The following is a 15812-nucleotide window of genomic DNA, read 5'->3' as shown; positions in this document are numbered from 1 at the left end:
TCACTCCTCGGCGATGGAGGAGAGTGTGAGAAACTCTTGCCCTCACCTTCTCATCGGAGGCGCATACTGTCAATGTGCGATGATTGGTGCCTCATCGTATCTTCGCGACTCGGAAGGGCCCGGACATGGCCAAGCTGGCCAAACTCTTGCCGCTCGTGCGCGGATCCGCTCCCGAGGATCGCAACCAGGCCAAAGTCCTGGACGCCGCCATGCTGGCCTTCCTGGATTTCGGGATCAAACGGACCAGCATGGTCGAGGTCGCCCGGCGCGGCGGGCTCTCGCTGGCCACGCTGTACCGGCGCTACGCCGGCAAGAACGATCTCATCCAGGCCGTGGGGCTGTGGCAGACGCGGCAGTTCATCAACAGCGTGGACACCGCGGTGCAGTCGCAGGTCGACAGGGATGCCAGCGCCCAGGATCAGATCGTGACGCTGTTCATCGCCTTCATCGAGGGCCTGCGCGGCAACCGCCTGCTGGTCCGGCTGCTCAAGACCGAGCCCGAGATCGTGCTGCCCTACCTCACGGTGCAGGGCGCGCCGGTGATCGAACTCGGCCGGGACTACCTCGCCGAGTTCATCACCCGCCTGCAGGCCGAAGGCAAACTCCCCGACTACGATCCGCTGCCGTTGGCGGAGATGGTGGCGCGCAACGCGCTCTCGCTCGCGCTCACCCCGCAGACGGTGATCCCGCTGGACGATCCGGTCGCGCTGCGCCGTTTCGCGGTGGATCACGTGGTGCCGGGGTTCCGAATTCGCTGACCGCGGCCGGGATTCAGACCAGCTTCAGGCCGAGGCGGCGGCGCAGGCGCATGTCCATCAGATAGATGTTGATGGGCAGGACGCGGATCGGGGCGGGGAGCAGGGCGCTCCCGGCGCCGATCGCGCGCAGGGTGTGCGCGAGCAGCCGATCCTGACGCGGGGTCCAGGTCATGCCCATTTCATCCCGGAGATGTTGCGGGAGCAGGCCGATCACGAAGAAACGGTGCACGCGGGCGAAGGGCAGCTGCAGCGGGCGCGGCAGCATGCGCAGGTCGATGAGGTCGTCGAAGTAGGCGGCGATATGCGGATCGATGCGGGTGCGCGCGAGGTTCTCGGTCCAATACGCTCCGAACGCGGCCCGATTCGGCGGCCACATCTCCTCGCGCATCTGCAGCGTGGTCCCCAGGCGCGCGGAGTAGTGATAGAAGGCGTCCGCGTCGGCCTCGCTCATGGGACCGTGCATGCGCTCGTAGAGATCCTGTGCGCCCCAGTACAGGCAGGCCGCCACCCAGAGCTGGAGCTTGGGGTCGAAAGCGTTGTACCGCACCGCGCTTCCCGGGGCCGAGCGCACCTGCCGATGCGAGGTGTTCACCGCCTCGCGGTAGGCCGCGCGATCCTCCTCCGAACCCATCAGGGCCACGGCCAGATACGTGATGGTCGTGCGCAGCCGCTTGATCGGATGGATCATCACGTTGCCGCTCTCCACCGGTGATTCCACGACGCCGTAGCCGACCGGGCGATTGGCGAGCTGCATGATCACGTTGGCGGCGCCGCCCAGCAGTCCGGACGCGCCGTCGATGAATTGGCGGATATCGATGGGCGGCTCGTCCGGTGCGGGACGCTGCTGCCGAGGTGCGCGAAGCGGGCTGGTCATCGTTGACCACATCCTCAGGTGAGAAGGTTATACATAAATCCTCTTACCCACTCGTGCGGCGTGTCAATCAACGGGCCGGGTTCGAACCCGATTCGTGTCCGGGGGCGGATGCGCGGACGGACGGGACGCGGCTCGTCGCCGTCCGTGTGCCGGGTCCTGCCGCCGGCCACCCCCGCCCGGACGGTACCGTGACCGGGTGTCGTACAGGTCGCCGCTCCTGCTGAGCTCGCTGAATCCGGCCGCCGTGGCCGCCGGGGACGATATCCCCGACGCCCTCACCATCGAGGGCGTGACCCTCTCGCGCAGCGATCTGCTGGGCGCGGCGACCTCGGTCGCCGAGCGGGTGGCGCGCGCCGAACGGGTCGCGGTGCTGGCCGCCCCCACGGTTAAGACCGTGCTCGCGGTGGTTGGCTGTCTGCTCGCGGGCGTCACCGTGGTCCCGGTGCCGCCGGACGCGGGCAGCGCGGAATTGGCGCACATCCTGACCGACTCCGGCGCGCAGGCGTGGCTGGGCGACGCGCCCGAAGGGACCGAGCTGCCGGTCATCCCGGTGCGCAAGCACGCCCGGTCCTGGCACGTCTACGGCGAACCCGACCCCGCCGCAACGGCTTTCATCCTGTACACCTCCGGCACCACCGGCGCGCCGAAGGGCGTGATGCTCAGCCGGCGGGCCATCGCCGCCGGTCTGGACGCGCTCATCGCGGCCTGGGGCTGGAAGGCGAACGACACGCTGGTGCACGGGCTTCCGCTGTTCCACGTGCACGGGCTGATCCTGGGCGTGCTGGGCCCGCTGCGGGTCGGCGGCCCGCTGGTGCATACCGGCAAACCCACTCCCGAGGCGTACGCCGCCGCGCCGGGCACCATGTACTTCGGCGTGCCCACCGTGTGGTCGCGGATCGCCGAGGATGCCGACGCCGCACGGCAATTGGCGAAGGCGCGCGTGCTCATCTCCGGCAGCGCTCCGCTGCCGGTGCCGGTCTTCGAGCGCCTGCGCGAACTCACCGGCCACGCGCCGATCGAGCGCTACGGCATGAGCGAAACCATGATCACCCTGTCCACCCGGCCCGACGGCGAACGCCGCCCCGGCTGGGTCGGCACCCCCGTGGACGGCGTGCAGACCCGCCTGCGTGACGAGGCGGGCGAACCCGTGCCGCACGACGGCGAGAGCGTCGGCGGCCTCCAGGTGCGCGGCCCGATGCTGTTCGACGGCTACCTGAATCGCCCCGAGGTGACCGCCGAGAACTGGACCGCGGACGAGTGGTTCAAGACCGGTGACGTGGCGGTCATCGACCCCGAGGGCTTCCACCGCATCGTCGGCCGGGAATCGGTCGACCTGATCAAATCCGGTGGCTACCGCGTCGGCGCGGGTGAGATCGAGACCTCGCTGCTGGGCCATCCGGCGGTCGCCGAGACCGCCGTGGTCGGGCTCCCCGATCCCGACCTGGGTCAGCGCATCGTCGCCTTCGTCGTACTGCGCTCCGGCGCAGCCGATTCCGTGCCGCAGCAGCTCATCGACCATGTCGCGGGCGAGCTCGCCGCGCACAAGCGCCCGCGGGAGGTGCGGGTGGTGGATTCGCTGCCGCGCAACGCCATGGGCAAGGTGCAGAAGAAGCTGCTGCTCTAGGGCGAACCGGTGACCCGGCGCTCGCGAGGCCGCGTATGGTCGGCGAACAGTGGGATGGCTTCCCGGACAGCGCGATCCGGGTGCGCCGTCACCTCTCGTCCGGGAATCCCCACTCCAGGTCGATGTCCGCCGCCGGCGCGATCGCCCGGACCGCGCCGGTGAAGTCACGTTCGAAACCCGGACTCCACTCGGCGAATCCCCGAATGATCATCGGCCCGTGCTCGGTGCAGACCTTCACCCACGGCGGGTTGTGGAACGCCCCGACATACATCCACGACTCGATACCGTGCTCTTTCAGCACGCGCTGCACCGCGGCCTCGATCGCGTCGGCCTCGTCGGGCGAAGCCAGCTTTTCGATGTACACCGACAGGTGGATGTTCACGGACACGGCGCCGACTCTACGGATCCGGGGTGACTCGCGCGGAACGCGGCTGCTCGCTCCGCGTCCGTATCACCTGATCATCCGTGTCTTTCCCGGTCGCGCCGCAGGCGTTCGAGAGCTTTCGTCACCCAGGTGGCCCGGTCGGCGCCGGGTAGTTTCTCCCGCTCGTAGGCGATCAGCCGCTCGGCGGTCGCGGTGCTGCCTGCGACCATGGTCAGCAGTGCGCGAAAATCGTCCGGCGCCGGGGCGGGTGGCTGCGACGCCGATTCGCGCCGGGCGGCCGGGCGGTGGCTCGGCTGGAGCCGGTTCTCGACCAGCTGGTGGGCCAGGGCCATCAGGACGTAGAAATTCGGAATCTTCCGAAGCGGCGTGTTGGTCAGCGCTAGCCACCGGCCGTGGGTGTCCACCCGTAGAACCCCCGACTGCACCGAGATCTGGCTGATGTCGGACCAGCGGACCGATTTCGACCCGGCCCCGAACTCGAGCCGGGACACCCACAGCGCGCCGAAGGTGACGGTTTTCCCGCGGTACACCCGGTCGGCCAGGTCCGGGAACTGCGCCGCGGTCACGGCGTCCTGGACGATGGCGCCCCAGCGCGCGCCGTTGGGCGGTCCGCCCTTCGTATGGTCTTGCAGCTGAACATCTTTGCCGTCGATGTCGACCATCGTGAAGTCGTAGGTGGTCCTGGTCTCGACCACCCCGTACAGCAGGTGCCGGACCACCTCCTGGTGAATCACGGTGGTGTCGTAGCGCACGCACCGTGCCGTCCCGCCGTCGGTGAAAATTAGTCCGCGCTCGTAGAGGTCCAGGCGCACCGCCCGGGATGTGGCGGGGCCGATGAATCCCCGGTAGATCGCCGCGCAGAACGCGAACACGAACAGCGCCGCGAACGGCAGGGCGATGATCAGCCCGATTCCGGACCCCACCTTTCCGCCCATTTGATCACCGCGAGTGAACAATTCGGAGCCGAACCCCACCGTCAACGTCACCGTCAACACCGCCAGCAGCGCCACGCCCAGCGTCGCGAACTCGAACCTGGGCACCATTCGCACGAATCCCTCGCGGTATCGCCCCAGGTCGCCGTCCCGCGCCCCCTGCTCGACCCGCCTCAGCAATTCCGGATCGGCATAAGCCGGCGCCCGATCGCCCATGACTTCCCCTAACCCCCGCACGGCGACCCCGTAATTCACCGTGCCCCGCGTGAATCGACTCGATTCGAACTGTACGCGCAGGTGATCTCGAAGTCCCCGCTCCGGGATGCTCTTTCCCGCAACCGACTTCGAGATCACCCGGGTCGCGGGCCGGGGCGATCGGAGCTGCGCTGTCGGCGGGCGCTGCTAGCGTGTGCGAAGACGATCTCGGGGGTGGGGATGATTTACCAGGAACGCCACGGTTTCACTGTCAAAACCGTGCTGGTGCTGGCGATCTGCCTGGGTTTCACGGTTCTCATGGTGATCGCGCCGATCGATTCACTCGTCGTGGAGGCGGTCGGCCTGCTGCTCTTCGGCTGCGGTGGGCTCCTCCTGCTGGCGAATGCGTTGTCCCGCAAAGTCGCTCTCCGTTTGGATGAAGGTGGAATAACCCTCGGCGGCCCCCCGCTGCGGTACCGGTCGGCGACCCGCCACGTCCCCTGGGCCGAAGTGGAGTCGATAGTCCTGTGGCGTCAGCACTCCGCCGCGGCCCTGACCTGGATCGGCGTCCTCCGCCACCCCGCCGCCCCACCGCTGCCCGGCGCGCGCCAACTCACGCCCACGGTCGTCGCCCTGAGCGGCGCGCCCACCCCCCGCCTCCTGGAATGCGCGGCGTCGGTGAACGGCTGGAAGATCAACACTCCCCGCCTGTCCGAAGCCCTCCGGTCCCTGGCTCCCGCGGTCCCCCTGATCGACCACCGCTGACCGCCCGGAGGGCCGGGTCCGGCGCCGACGTTCCCGAGCCGAGCACATCGCTGCTGTCGCAGGCCCGTAATACGCTGTGCCGGTGGCTGATATCTCCGAACTCGTGATCTCCCTCGACCTTCGTTCCGATCTGTCGAGCGAGGACGTTGCGGAGCTGCTCTGGCAGATCGGCCGAGGACCGGCGCCCACGGACGAGGATCGACTCTCGCGCGGGTTGGTCGAGGTCATCGAAGACGAGAGCGGGGAGTTCGTCTGCACCGACCCGGCGCCGGTCCTCGACCAGGCCGGCCCCGCGTGGAAGGTTGACGGGGTGCTCGGCTCGAGCCTCGAAAAGACCGCGACCGGCTGGCATTTGGCGTCCAGGCAGGAGGTTCACCCCGACCTCGACGAGACGCTGGAGGAACTGTTCCTGTGGCTGTCCCGGTACGTCGAATCCGCCACGGTGGCCCCCGACGGTTCGGTGGAGATCGCCCGACTGCGCTGGTACGAGGATCCCGATTTCCAGCCCCTGGTGATCCGCGACGACACCGTCCTGTGGCCCTGAGCGCGGTCGGTCTTTCGCGCGGTCCGAGACGTCACCGTGGTTCGGCGTCAGGCCGTTGTCCCGTATTCCATCGAGCGTTGCCGGGCGGCGGCCAGGGCATCGTGAAGTGTCGAGCGAAGGCCGCGACGCTCGAGTTCCCCTAGTGCCGCGGCGGTTGTGCCTGCCGGTGCGGTGACGGCCGCTCGTAGCTGCGGCGCGGAGTGGGGCGAACTTTGGAGCAGCGCGGCGGAACCCAGCATCGTTTGGGTCACCGACCGGACGGCGACCGGGTGGGGGAGGCCCAGGTGCACCGCCGCCTCGACCATCGCCTCGGCGATCGCGAAGAAATAGGCCGGGCCGGAGCCGGACACCGCGGTCACCGCGTCCAGATCGGATTCTTCGACGACCACCACCTTGCCGACGGTGCTCAGCATGCGGGTTACGCGGCCGAGTTGCTCGGCGCTGACGTAGCTGTTCGCGGCGAGCGCGGTAATGCCCTGGCGCACCAGCATCGGGGTGTTCGGCATCGCCCGGACCGTCGGCGTCCCGGGCGGCAACCCTCGATCGAGTTGCGCGATGGACACACCGGCGACCAGCGACACGAGAACCCGGTCGTGTCCCGCGCCCATGTGCGCCGCGTCCAGTCCGGACAGCACACCGTCGATGTCGCCGGGCTTCACCGCGACCACGATCAGATCCGAGGCCCGGGCCGCCTCGGCCGCGTCGGCCGTGGCACGCACTCCCAGCCGCTGCCCGAGGGCCGCGACCCGGTCCGGCGAACGGCCGACGACGACCACATCGCCACCGGTCCAGCCCGATTCGAGCAGTCCCCGGATCAGCGCCTCCCCGATCTGCCCGCCGCCGATCACCGCAACCCTGGTCATGGCTTCACGGTAGTGGGTGAGCACCCGAGCTCCGCGCGACCGTCGCCCGGCCGATCTCTCCACGGGGGACGCGGCGACGCAGCCGAACTCATCCACCGCCCGTGGTTCAGGGAAGCCGGCCCCCGGAGCAGTTGGTGGTGCAGGGCGAGCTGCTCCCGTTCGTCAGCCCGATCAGGAACCGGGCGAAGGCTTCGGCGACGGGCCCGCGCAATGCCGCGGGAAGCATGTCTTCGACGCTGCTCAGGCCGTGACCGGAAGGTTCGAGGATCTTCATCAGCGCGCCGGAGCCGGAGTCGGCCGGTGCGGAGGAGCCGACGGCCGGATCGAGAGATCCGGCGCTCGACCCGATGTCTCCGGCTGTTCGGGCGGGGGATTCGAGGGCGATGTCGGCGTGAGCGGGCCCGGCGGCGGCGATGGCCCCCGCCAGGGCGAGGGTCGCCAGTCCTGCTCGGAGCGTGCGCTTGTGGATGGCCATGGGGGCAGGCTATTTGAAATCTGAGTACTTCAGATTGGATTGGGGCCCATAGTTTTCGGGGCAGCGCCGAACTCGGCCTCGTCGGCGCGGCGCTGTCTCCAGGCGCGTCGACACCTTGTGCACGGGCCGTCTCGCGAGGAATCGAACGGTGGTGAGCGGATCACGTTCCTACGCTGCGCCGCCCGTTGCAACGGGCGGTAGTGCGCGAGAGGCTCGTTATCATCCTGCCGCTCAGTCGGTTTCGTCCGGCGGTGACAGCCGACCGGCCAGGCGGCGGCATGCCGCCGCCAGTTCGGGTGGACGGAGTTCGGTGAAGTCGGCGTCGAAAGTCGCCAGAATCCCGGCTATTCCGGCCCAGGACCATGCACCGAGGGTGAGGCGACAGGTCTCGGCGTCGATGTGCTCGACGACGGAACCGCCGGGGGCCCAGCGGGACACGATGTGGGCGGGCAGGGACAGGCGAGCGCTGCCGGTGCACTGCCACTTCGCGACCGTGTCACCGCGGTCGTGGGTGCTCATCACGAACTGGGCCAGGTCGGGGCCGGGGCGTTCGCGGAGTGCGAACTGCTCCGTGGTGGAACGCATGTGGAGGCGATCTATCCGCTGCACCTGCCACGCCCGGTCCGCGAGGTCGTAGGCGACCAGGTACCAGCGTGCCGCCCAGACCACGAGGTGATGCGGCTCCAGCCGGCGGGCGGGGCGGAAGTCCCGCTCGTCCGGCGCGGGGCGGCTGCCATCGGGGCGCAGTGTCTCGACGACGAGTACGCGACGGCGCCGGACCGCCGCGCCCGCGACCGTCAGTGCGGCGGGATCGATCGGCGGTGCGGGAAACTCCCAATAGTTCCGCAGGCGGGTCAGGCGCAGCGATTCCATCGTCGCCCGGAGTTCCGGGGGCATCACCTGGCGCAGGGTCACCAGCGCTCGCGCGGCATCGTCACCCAGGCCGAACAGCGTGCTCGGAGCGGTTTGCAGCGCGACCGCGACCGCGAGCGCCTGATCGTGGTCGAACAGCAACGGCGGCAGCGTGCTCGGGGTCCCGAGGCGATAGCCGCCGTCCGGACCGTGCCGGGTGGTGATGGGGAAATCCAGGTCGCGCAGGGTGCCGATGTCCCGGCGCACGGTGCGCTCGCTGATGTCGAGCCGGGCCGCCAGTTCGCGCAGTGACCACTGCCGCCCGGATCCCAGCAGGGACAGCAGCCGAAGCGTGCGATGTGACGTGGCGGCCATCGCCGAATTGTGCCATCGGTGGCGGCCACTCGGTGGCCGGGACCGCAGGCAGGGTGCGGAGGTGTCCAGCGACAGTACGGAAAGGCGAACGATGATGCGTGTAGCGGTGGCGGGCGGCGGAATCGGCGGGCTCGCACTGGCGGCGGGATTGCGGCGCAGGGGATTCGAGGTCGCGGTGTACGAGCGCGATCGTGACGTCCGCGCCACGGGCGGCTATCACATCACCCTGGACGACCGCGCGCAGTCCGCACTGCGCGAACTGGTGGAACCGCCGATCATGCGACGCCTGCTGGCATCGGGCTCGGCGTTGCGACTGCGCGAGCGCGACGCCTGCTGGGACCGCTCCGGCCGATTGCTCGGCCACGGCCCGGATCTGAGCGGCAGTGCGAGCATCGACGTCGACCGGATCACGCTGCGCGCGTTGCTCGCGGAGGCGGTGGGAGACGATCTGCGACTCGGACAACAGGTTTCAGGAGTCGAGCGCGACGAACAGGGCGCGCCCAGGCTGCTGTTCGCCGACCGCGAGCCCGTCACCGCCGATCTGGTGGTGGGGGCCGAGGGCACCCATTCGATCATCGCGCGGCACCTGGCGGGCGGTCCGACCAGCGAACCCGCGGGCATCATCGGATACTCCGGCCGCACAACGGTTTCCGCGCTGAGCGCTGGCGAGCGCCGGCGATTGGGCCCGAGATCGGGCATCGTGATCGCACCGCGTGGCGCCGCGCTCTACATCGGCTTCCTCGACCCGGTCGGCAATGCCGCGCTCGACGCCCCCGAACTGCGGGCGTCGGTGACGGTCGAACCCACCTATATCTGGGGCGCGATGTTCGTCGAGTCGCCCGCCACCGACGCCCTGCGCGAGCTGCGCCACGATCGACTGCGGGACGCGCTGGTGCACCGCTTCCGAACCCTGGGCTGGGCGGAACACACCCTCGAAATCCTCGTCCGCGCCGAGGCTTCGAGCGTGGCTGCCTTCCGTTTCAACGCCGCCTCCACCCGCGCGGCCGACCTCGCGCCCTGGCCCGCGAGCCGGATCACCGCCCTCGGCGACGCGGTGCACGCGACCCCGCCCACCGCGGGCATGGGAGCGGGCACGGCCATCCGCGACGCCGCGGACCTGCTCGGCCACCTGACCGCCGCGGCGACCGGAGCATCCACCGTCCCCGCCGCGGTTCATCGATTCGAGGCGGGCATGCGCGAGCGGGGCGGTGAAACCCTCACCGCGGCAATGCGAACGGTCCGCCTGATCAGGGCCACCGACACGACCATCGGCGCGGCGGCGACCACCGCGATCACCCCGGTGCTCGCCGCGCTCACCCGCCTGCGCCGCTGACCGGCTCGCAGCGAAGCGGCCGGTCGGCGGATTCCACGTGGAGGTCATCGGCGGTCAGGCGTCCCGGCCGGCGAAGTCGAACGAGCCGCCGTCTATGCCCCAGGAGATGATGCGCTCGGGGTGGATCCGGATGATCGCGCGTTCCTGGTGCGGGAAGGGCGGTTCCTGATCGTCGAGGGCCTGCGCCGTGCCGCGGATCTCGACGCCGCGAATCACGTAGGGCTCCCAGGAGACCTGCTGATCGATCACGAACGAAACCCGGCTGCCCGCTTCGACATTGCGGTACTTGCGGCTGGGACGCATCCGCATCCCGCCGATGTCGATGGTCCCGTCGGCATTGATTCGATAGCCGGTCGGATTGTTCTGCACGGTGCCGTCGGGCGCCACCGTGGCCAGCCGGCCGATTCCGGCTTCGGCGAGGAACTGCTGCTCGTTGCTGGTGAAGGTCATGACTGATACTCCTGATCGAATCGTGCTGGATGTGGCGAAAAGCGCAGGTGCGAAAGGGGTTCGGTGGAGGGCGGGAATCAGAACTGGATCAGCGCGACGCACAGTCCGGCGACGGCGATGAACTGCAGCGTCACGCGGTACTTCAGCATGCTGTCCCACTTGTCCTGCAGTGCACGGGCATTGGCCGGGATGATGCCGCTCAGCGCGGCCGCGGTCTGCTGGGTGTTGATCGGCTTGGCGACGCCGACGTAGAGGGCCAGCCAGGTCAGCAGCGCGGCCACCGTGACACCGGCTCCGATCGCCGCGCCGGTCTGCCCGGCCAGCACCGCGATCACCAGCGTCAGCACCGCCGCTATCACGCCGCCCGCGCCGACCACCGGCATGCGCCGGTCGCCGTAGTAGTGACCCCACCCCGCGCTCAGGGTGACCGTCGCGTCGTCGAGCTTGCGGTAGACCGCCCGGGTGATGACCGCGGCGCACACATCGGTGCCGTAGACGACGGCATTGGCGAGAACGGCGGCGAGGGCGACCAGTTGTCCGGTGAGGATGAGCATTTCGAGTTCCCTGTCTCTATTTTCTAGCGGCGCTAGGTGTTGAAGCAAAGCTAACATGGTGTCGCTAGCTTGTCTAGCGCTGCTAGAAATTGGAGCGTGACCACCGCGCCGGGAGTGGAGCGACCTGCCGCTATCGTCGGAACGACCATCGGAGATTCCGAGACTTCGGGACGTGTGGAACGGAAGTCAGATGACCGAAGCGAGTTCGACCATGCAGTCCGCGGCGGGAACTCGGCTCAATCGCAAGGGGCGCGAGACCCGGCAGCGGCTGCTCGACATCGCCATCGACTGCCTGGCGCAGGGCGGCGGCGAACCGCTGTCGGCTAATCGGGTCGCCCGCGCGGCGGGGGTCAGCTGGGGCACCCTCAAGCATCAGTTCGGCGACATCGATGGACTCTGGGCCGCCGTGCTCGTCGAACTGACCGACCGCACCGGCGCGAACAGTCCCGAGACCTGGCCCCGGGCAACGGGATCCGTGCGGGACCGGGTGTGGGAGATGGTCGATGCCGTGTGGGCCATCCTGGACACGCCCGAGGGGCGGGCGGTCGAGGCGCTGCGCGGCGGGCTGCCCACCGGCGGGCGCGAGCGCGCCGAGACCTACCCGCTGACCACGGCGGCCCTGGCCGGCTACGAGAACGCCTGGCTGCGGGCCTTCGAATACTTCCTGGCGGATCTGCCGCTGGACCCGGCCCGGGTGCATCGGGTGCAGGCCCTGATTCCCATGGCCATGCGCGGCATCAATAACGAGCGTGAGCTGTCCTCGCCCGCGGAACTGGCCGAATCCCGCCACTGCCTGGTCGACTCGATGGCCCTCTACCTGCGGTGACAACCATTCTTTGAGAACCCTCGTTGACAATTGCGAAGGGGAGGTCCACTGTTACCCCCAGCTTTCGTGATCCCGTCAGGAGTGATCCATGTCTCCGTCTTCCGATGATCAGGGCATGCGCCTGCAGCGCAGCAGCCGCGACACCGCGGCCCTGATTCCCCGCCTCACCGCCTGGCTGGCGACGCAACTACCCGGGGGCGCCGACCCCGTCCTCACCCTCGGGTCCGGCATCGACAGCAACGGCATGTCGGCCGAGACGCTGACCCTCACGCTGAACTGGCAGGACGACGGTGCGGCCCGGACCGCCGAACTGATCGCCCGGGTCGCGCCCGCCCCCGGCGACTTCCCGGTCTACGAGCACTACGACCTGCCGGGCCAAGCCGAGGTCATGCGCATCGTGGCCGCCGCGACCGACGTCGAGGTCCCGCGGGTGCGCTTCCTCGAGCCGACGGGCGCCGTGCTGGGCACGCCGTTCCTGCTGATGGATCGCGTCGAGGGCCTGGTGCCGCCGGATGTCATGCCGTACACCTTCGGCGGCAACTGGCTGTTCGACGCCGAACCCGAACAGCAGCTGCGGGTGCAGGAGAGCACCGTCGAGACGCTCGCGAAACTGCACGCGATCCCGGACGCCGCGAACACGTTCGGGTTCCTGGATCCCGAGTACGCCGGTGCGAGCGTGCTCGAGCGCAATCTGAACCGCGCCCGCGCCTGGTACGAGTTCTCCGTCCGCGACACCGGCCCGTCGCCGCTGGTGGAGCGAATCCTGACCTGGCTCGGCGCGAACCTGCCCGAGCCCGGCTCGTACGACACCGTGCTGTCCTGGGGCGATGCCCGGCTGGGCAACTGCATGTACCGGGACTTCGAACCGGTCGCGGTCCTGGACTGGGAAATGGCGACGATCGGCCCGCGCGAGCTCGACGTCGCCTGGATCACCTTCGGGCACCGCGTCTTTCACGGCATTGCGCAGAACTTCGGTTTCCCGGGCATGCCGGACTTCATGCGCGAGGAGCAGGTGCGCGCGAGCTACGCGCGCTGCGCGGGCGTCGAACTCGCCGACCTCACCTGGTACACGATGTTCGCCGCCCTGAACTACGCCGTCGTCTTCCTGCGCGCGGGTGGCCGCCAGATCCACTTCGGCGAGATGGAACGCCCCGCGGACATCGAAGTGCTGCTGCACCACCGCGCCATCGTCGAAGAACTGCTCGCCGAACTCGGCGCCTGAGCCTCATCCTGTCGAAAACCCCTGGGAAAGTAACACTCTCGTGAGCGATCAACTGAACGAACTCGCCTACTACTGCATCACCCGGCACCCCGCCGACGCCCGCGTGCTGCTGCCCGAAGCGCGCGACGCCGAACGACTCGGCCTGGGGTCGTGCATGATCGGCGAGCGGATGACCGTCAAGGACTCCGCCGTGCTGTCCGGCGGACTCGCCGGGTGCACCACCGACCTCGGCATCGCCGCCGCGGCGACCAACCACCACACCCGGCACCCGATGGTGACCGCGACCATGGGCTCGACCATGCAGGCCATCACCGAGGGCCGGTACGCCATGGCCTTCGGCCGCGGCATGGCCGCGAACTGGAAGGCGATCGGCCTGCCCGTCGTCACCGAGGCGGCGATGCGCGATTTCGTCGGCATCCTGCGCCGGCTCTGGAACGGCGAGACGATTCTGAATCACGATGGGCCGGCCGGTAAATGGCCCGTGCTGTACCACCAGAACGGACTCGACGAGGCCCCGCCGATCGGATTCGTCGCGGTCGGCCCCAAAACCCTCGAACTCGCCGGGGAGATCGGCGATTTCGTCGTCCTGCACACCTTCTTCTCCGACGAGGCCACCGCCAATTCCGTTGCGGCGGTGCGGCGCGGCGCCGAACGCGCGGGCAAGGACCCGGACAGCGTCCGCATCTGGTCCTGCCTGGCGACCGCGAGCGACGCCCTCTCCGCGGAGGATCAGCTGCGCCGCCGCACCGGCCGCCTGGTCACCTACCTCCAGGCCTACGCCGACATCCTGATCAGCGCCAACGGCTGGGATCCCCAGGTGTGGGAGCGAATTCGCGCCACCCAGCTGTTCCAGGACGCCGCGGCCGCCGGCCCCATCGACGCCTCCGCATCGGTCGAGGTCCTCGAACAGTTCGACGCCCTGATCCCCGACGAATGGCTGGCCTCGGCCGCCTACGGCAGCCCGGAACAGTGCGTGCGCAAGATCTCCCGCGAATACGACCTCGGCTGCCACTCGGTGATCATGCACGGCGCGAGCCCGCACGAACTGGCCTCGGTCGTGGAGCACTACCGCGCCAACCGGCCCGAACTGCCCCGCGCGGTCGCCGCCAACCCGGGCAAGTTCGCCTGAATCGGGGGGATCTCGCCCGGGATCGGGCCACCTCCGCCGATCCCGGCGAGCCCCCGGGTTCGACCTTGACCTCGACCGCACTCGAGGTTCTACGGTCGATTCCATGATCGCAACGCTCTCGCCCGCCCAGCTCGAATACCTCGGCGGCCAGCGGCTCGGCCGGCTCGCCACCGTGCGCCCGGACGGGTCGCCGCAGAACAACCCGGTGGGATTCCGCTACAACGCGGACCTCGGCACCATCGACATCGCCGGGTACAACATGGGCGCTTCGCAGAAGTTCCGGAACCTCGCCGGGGAGGAGCGGGTCTCGTTCGTGGTCGACGACGTGCCCTCGGTGAATCCGTGGACCGTGCGGTGTCTCGAAATCCGCGGCACCGCACAGGCTTTGCGGGACGTCGACACCTACGCGCCGGGTACCCCGCGCGAACTCATCAGGATCACCCCCGAGCGGATCATCGCCTTCGGCATCGAATGAGGACGCCGCCGGGCGATTGAGGATGCCGCCCGGGGCGATGCCGTCTCGGCGCGGGTGAACAGCGGTGCGCCCCTTGCGAAGACGATCGCAAGGGGCGCACCGCGCTGTCCGGCGGGCCGATCACCCGCCCGGAGATCAGTCGTTCGCGTGCAGTGCCGCGTTCAGCTCGATGCCGGTGCCCTTCTTGGCCACGACCTCGACCGCACCGGTCACCGAATTGCGGCGGAACAGCAGATTGGACTTGCCGCTCAGCTCGGCGGCCTTGATGACAGCGCCGTCCGGCAGCGTGACCTTGGTGCCCGCGGTGACGTACAGACCCGCCTCGACCACGCAGTCGTCGCCGAGCGAGATGCCCAGGCCCGAGTTCGCGCCCAGCAGGCAGCGCTCGCCGAGCGAGATGACCTGCTTGCCGCCGCCGGACAGGGTGCCCATGATCGACGCGCCGCCGCCGACGTCGGAGCCGTCGCCGACCAGCACACCGGCCGAGATGCGGCCCTCGACCATGGAATTGCCGAGCGTGCCGGCGTTGAAGTTCACGAAGCCCTCGTGCATGACCGTGGTGCCCGAGGCCAGGTGCGCGCCCAGGCGCACGCGGTCGGCGTCGGCGATGCGCACGCCCGAGGGGACGACGTAGTCCACCAGGCGCGGGAACTTGTCCACGCTGTAGACGGTGACCGGGCCGCGAGCGCGCAGCTTCAGTCGGGTCAGCTCCAGCTCCTCGAGCGAGCACGGGCCGTGGTTGGTCCAGGCCACGTTCGCGAGCAGGCCGAAGATGCCGTCCAGGCTCAGGCCGTGCGGGCGGACCAGACGGTGCGAGAGCAGGTGCAGGCGCAGGAACGCGTCGTGCGTGTCGACGGGCGCGGCGTCCAGATCGGCGATCGTGGTGCGCACCACCACGACCTCGACCCGGCGGGCCTCGTCGGGGCCGACGACGTCGGCGAACTTGGCGTACTCGACATCGGAGGCATCCAGGCGGACCGAACCGGTCTCGGCGAATTCGCCCAACGCCGGGTACGGGTACCAGGTGTCGAGTACCGTGCCGTTGACGGTGATGGTGGCGAGGCCGACTGCTTGTGCTCCCTGAGTGCTCACGGCTGTCCAGGTTACCGGCCGGGATTTCGCTTGTCCGAACCTCCTCCGCCGCGCGGACACGAAAACAGTGAGACAAAACAGACACAGTC

General features: G+C 69.2%; 18 protein-coding genes. 9 read left to right on the top strand and 9 right to left on the bottom strand.

Features of this window, described 5'->3' with window-relative positions; genetic code table 11:
• The first annotated feature begins 125 nt into the window (after window positions 1-125).
• Window positions 126-758 carry a TetR/AcrR family transcriptional regulator gene (locus ACFVBH_RS15285; RefSeq protein ID WP_354991349.1) on the top strand — a complete coding sequence of 211 codons (633 nt, stop codon included), beginning with the start codon at window positions 126-128 and terminating at the stop codon, window positions 756-758.
• Window positions 759-771: 13 nt separating this feature from the next.
• Here the strand turns inward: ACFVBH_RS15285 and ACFVBH_RS15280 are convergent, their stop codons facing one another.
• A complete protein-coding gene (locus ACFVBH_RS15280; RefSeq protein ID WP_379002136.1) occupies window positions 772-1632 on the bottom strand; it encodes an oxygenase MpaB family protein in 861 nt (286 codons plus the stop codon).
• A gap of 196 nt (window positions 1633-1828) precedes the next feature.
• On the opposite strand from ACFVBH_RS15280, the gene ACFVBH_RS15275 reads away from it, so the two are divergent.
• Complete coding sequence (locus ACFVBH_RS15275) at window positions 1829-3256, top strand: acyl-CoA synthetase (RefSeq protein WP_354991347.1); 1428 nt, start codon at window positions 1829-1831, stop codon at window positions 3254-3256.
• Between the two features lie 88 nt (window positions 3257-3344).
• Here the strand turns inward: ACFVBH_RS15275 and ACFVBH_RS15270 are convergent, their stop codons facing one another.
• The gene (locus tag ACFVBH_RS15270) at window positions 3345-3644 is read right to left on the bottom strand and encodes a hypothetical protein (RefSeq protein ID WP_379002135.1); all 300 of its coding nucleotides are present in this window, start codon (window positions 3642-3644) and stop codon (window positions 3345-3347) included.
• 71 nt (window positions 3645-3715) lie between these two features.
• Window positions 3716-4789: a DUF6585 family protein gene (locus ACFVBH_RS15265; RefSeq protein WP_379002134.1), complete on the bottom strand. Its 1074-nt coding sequence runs from the start codon at window positions 4787-4789 to the stop codon at window positions 3716-3718.
• Between the two features lie 213 nt (window positions 4790-5002).
• Between ACFVBH_RS15265 and ACFVBH_RS15260 the strand changes: the two genes are divergently transcribed.
• Together ACFVBH_RS15260 and ACFVBH_RS15255 are read left to right on the top strand one after the other, a co-directional pair.
• Window positions 5003-5533, top strand: coding sequence for a hypothetical protein (locus ACFVBH_RS15260; RefSeq protein ID WP_379002133.1), 531 nt, complete (start codon window positions 5003-5005; stop codon window positions 5531-5533).
• 82 nt (window positions 5534-5615) lie between these two features.
• Complete coding sequence (locus ACFVBH_RS15255) at window positions 5616-6077, top strand: hypothetical protein (RefSeq protein WP_379002132.1); 462 nt, start codon at window positions 5616-5618, stop codon at window positions 6075-6077.
• Window positions 6078-6124: 47 nt separating this feature from the next.
• On the opposite strand, the gene proC is transcribed toward ACFVBH_RS15255, so the two are convergent.
• The 3 genes from proC to ACFVBH_RS15240 form a co-directional block, all read right to left on the bottom strand.
• A complete protein-coding gene (gene proC / locus ACFVBH_RS15250) occupies window positions 6125-6940 on the bottom strand; it encodes a pyrroline-5-carboxylate reductase (RefSeq protein WP_379002131.1) in 816 nt (271 codons plus the stop codon).
• 106 nt (window positions 6941-7046) lie between these two features.
• Window positions 7047-7415, bottom strand: coding sequence for a hypothetical protein (locus tag ACFVBH_RS15245; protein ID WP_379002129.1), 369 nt, complete (start codon window positions 7413-7415; stop codon window positions 7047-7049).
• A gap of 231 nt (window positions 7416-7646) precedes the next feature.
• The gene (locus ACFVBH_RS15240; protein WP_379002128.1) at window positions 7647-8642 is read right to left on the bottom strand and encodes a helix-turn-helix transcriptional regulator; all 996 of its coding nucleotides are present in this window, start codon (window positions 8640-8642) and stop codon (window positions 7647-7649) included.
• 91 nt (window positions 8643-8733) lie between these two features.
• Here ACFVBH_RS15240 and ACFVBH_RS15235 point away from each other — a divergent pair, with 91 nt between their 5' ends.
• Complete coding sequence (locus ACFVBH_RS15235) at window positions 8734-9975, top strand: FAD-dependent oxidoreductase (protein WP_379002127.1); 1242 nt, start codon at window positions 8734-8736, stop codon at window positions 9973-9975.
• Window positions 9976-10029: 54 nt separating this feature from the next.
• On the opposite strand, the gene ACFVBH_RS15230 is transcribed toward ACFVBH_RS15235, so the two are convergent.
• Both ACFVBH_RS15230 and ACFVBH_RS15225 read right to left on the bottom strand, forming a co-directional pair.
• A complete protein-coding gene (locus ACFVBH_RS15230) occupies window positions 10030-10425 on the bottom strand; it encodes a PPOX class F420-dependent oxidoreductase (protein ID WP_379002126.1) in 396 nt (131 codons plus the stop codon).
• Between the two features lie 77 nt (window positions 10426-10502).
• Window positions 10503-10979, bottom strand: a complete 477-nt coding sequence (locus ACFVBH_RS15225; RefSeq protein WP_354991339.1) for a DUF1772 domain-containing protein — start codon at window positions 10977-10979, stop codon at window positions 10503-10505.
• Between the two features lie 190 nt (window positions 10980-11169).
• On the opposite strand from ACFVBH_RS15225, the gene ACFVBH_RS15220 reads away from it, so the two are divergent.
• The 4 genes from ACFVBH_RS15220 to ACFVBH_RS15205 all read left to right on the top strand — a co-directional run bounded on the left by ACFVBH_RS15220 (window position 11170) and on the right by ACFVBH_RS15205 (window position 14631).
• Entirely contained in the window at window positions 11170-11805 is a 636-nt protein-coding gene (locus tag ACFVBH_RS15220) for a TetR/AcrR family transcriptional regulator (protein ID WP_354991338.1), read from the top strand.
• Between the two features lie 88 nt (window positions 11806-11893).
• Window positions 11894-13027, top strand: coding sequence for a phosphotransferase family protein (locus ACFVBH_RS15215; RefSeq protein ID WP_379002125.1), 1134 nt, complete (start codon window positions 11894-11896; stop codon window positions 13025-13027).
• Between the two features lie 40 nt (window positions 13028-13067).
• On the top strand, window positions 13068-14156 hold the full coding sequence (locus ACFVBH_RS15210) for a TIGR03857 family LLM class F420-dependent oxidoreductase (protein WP_379002124.1): 1089 nt from the start codon (window positions 13068-13070) through the stop codon (window positions 14154-14156).
• A 103-nt stretch (window positions 14157-14259) separates the two neighbouring features.
• Window positions 14260-14631, top strand: coding sequence for a PPOX class F420-dependent oxidoreductase (locus ACFVBH_RS15205; protein WP_354991335.1), 372 nt, complete (start codon window positions 14260-14262; stop codon window positions 14629-14631).
• Window positions 14632-14766: 135 nt separating this feature from the next.
• Here the strand turns inward: ACFVBH_RS15205 and dapD are convergent, their stop codons facing one another.
• Window positions 14767-15723, bottom strand: coding sequence for a 2,3,4,5-tetrahydropyridine-2,6-dicarboxylate N-succinyltransferase (gene dapD, locus ACFVBH_RS15200; protein ID WP_379002123.1), 957 nt, complete (start codon window positions 15721-15723; stop codon window positions 14767-14769).
• Window positions 15724-15812: the final 89 nt, after the last annotated feature.

Origin of the sequence: Nocardia sp. NPDC057668, assembly GCF_042799795.1 — a bacterium.
GTDB lineage: Bacteria > Actinomycetota > Actinomycetes > Mycobacteriales > Mycobacteriaceae > Nocardia.
Note: the sequence above shows the minus strand (reverse complement) of the source record. Positions and strands in the feature narration are given on the sequence as shown.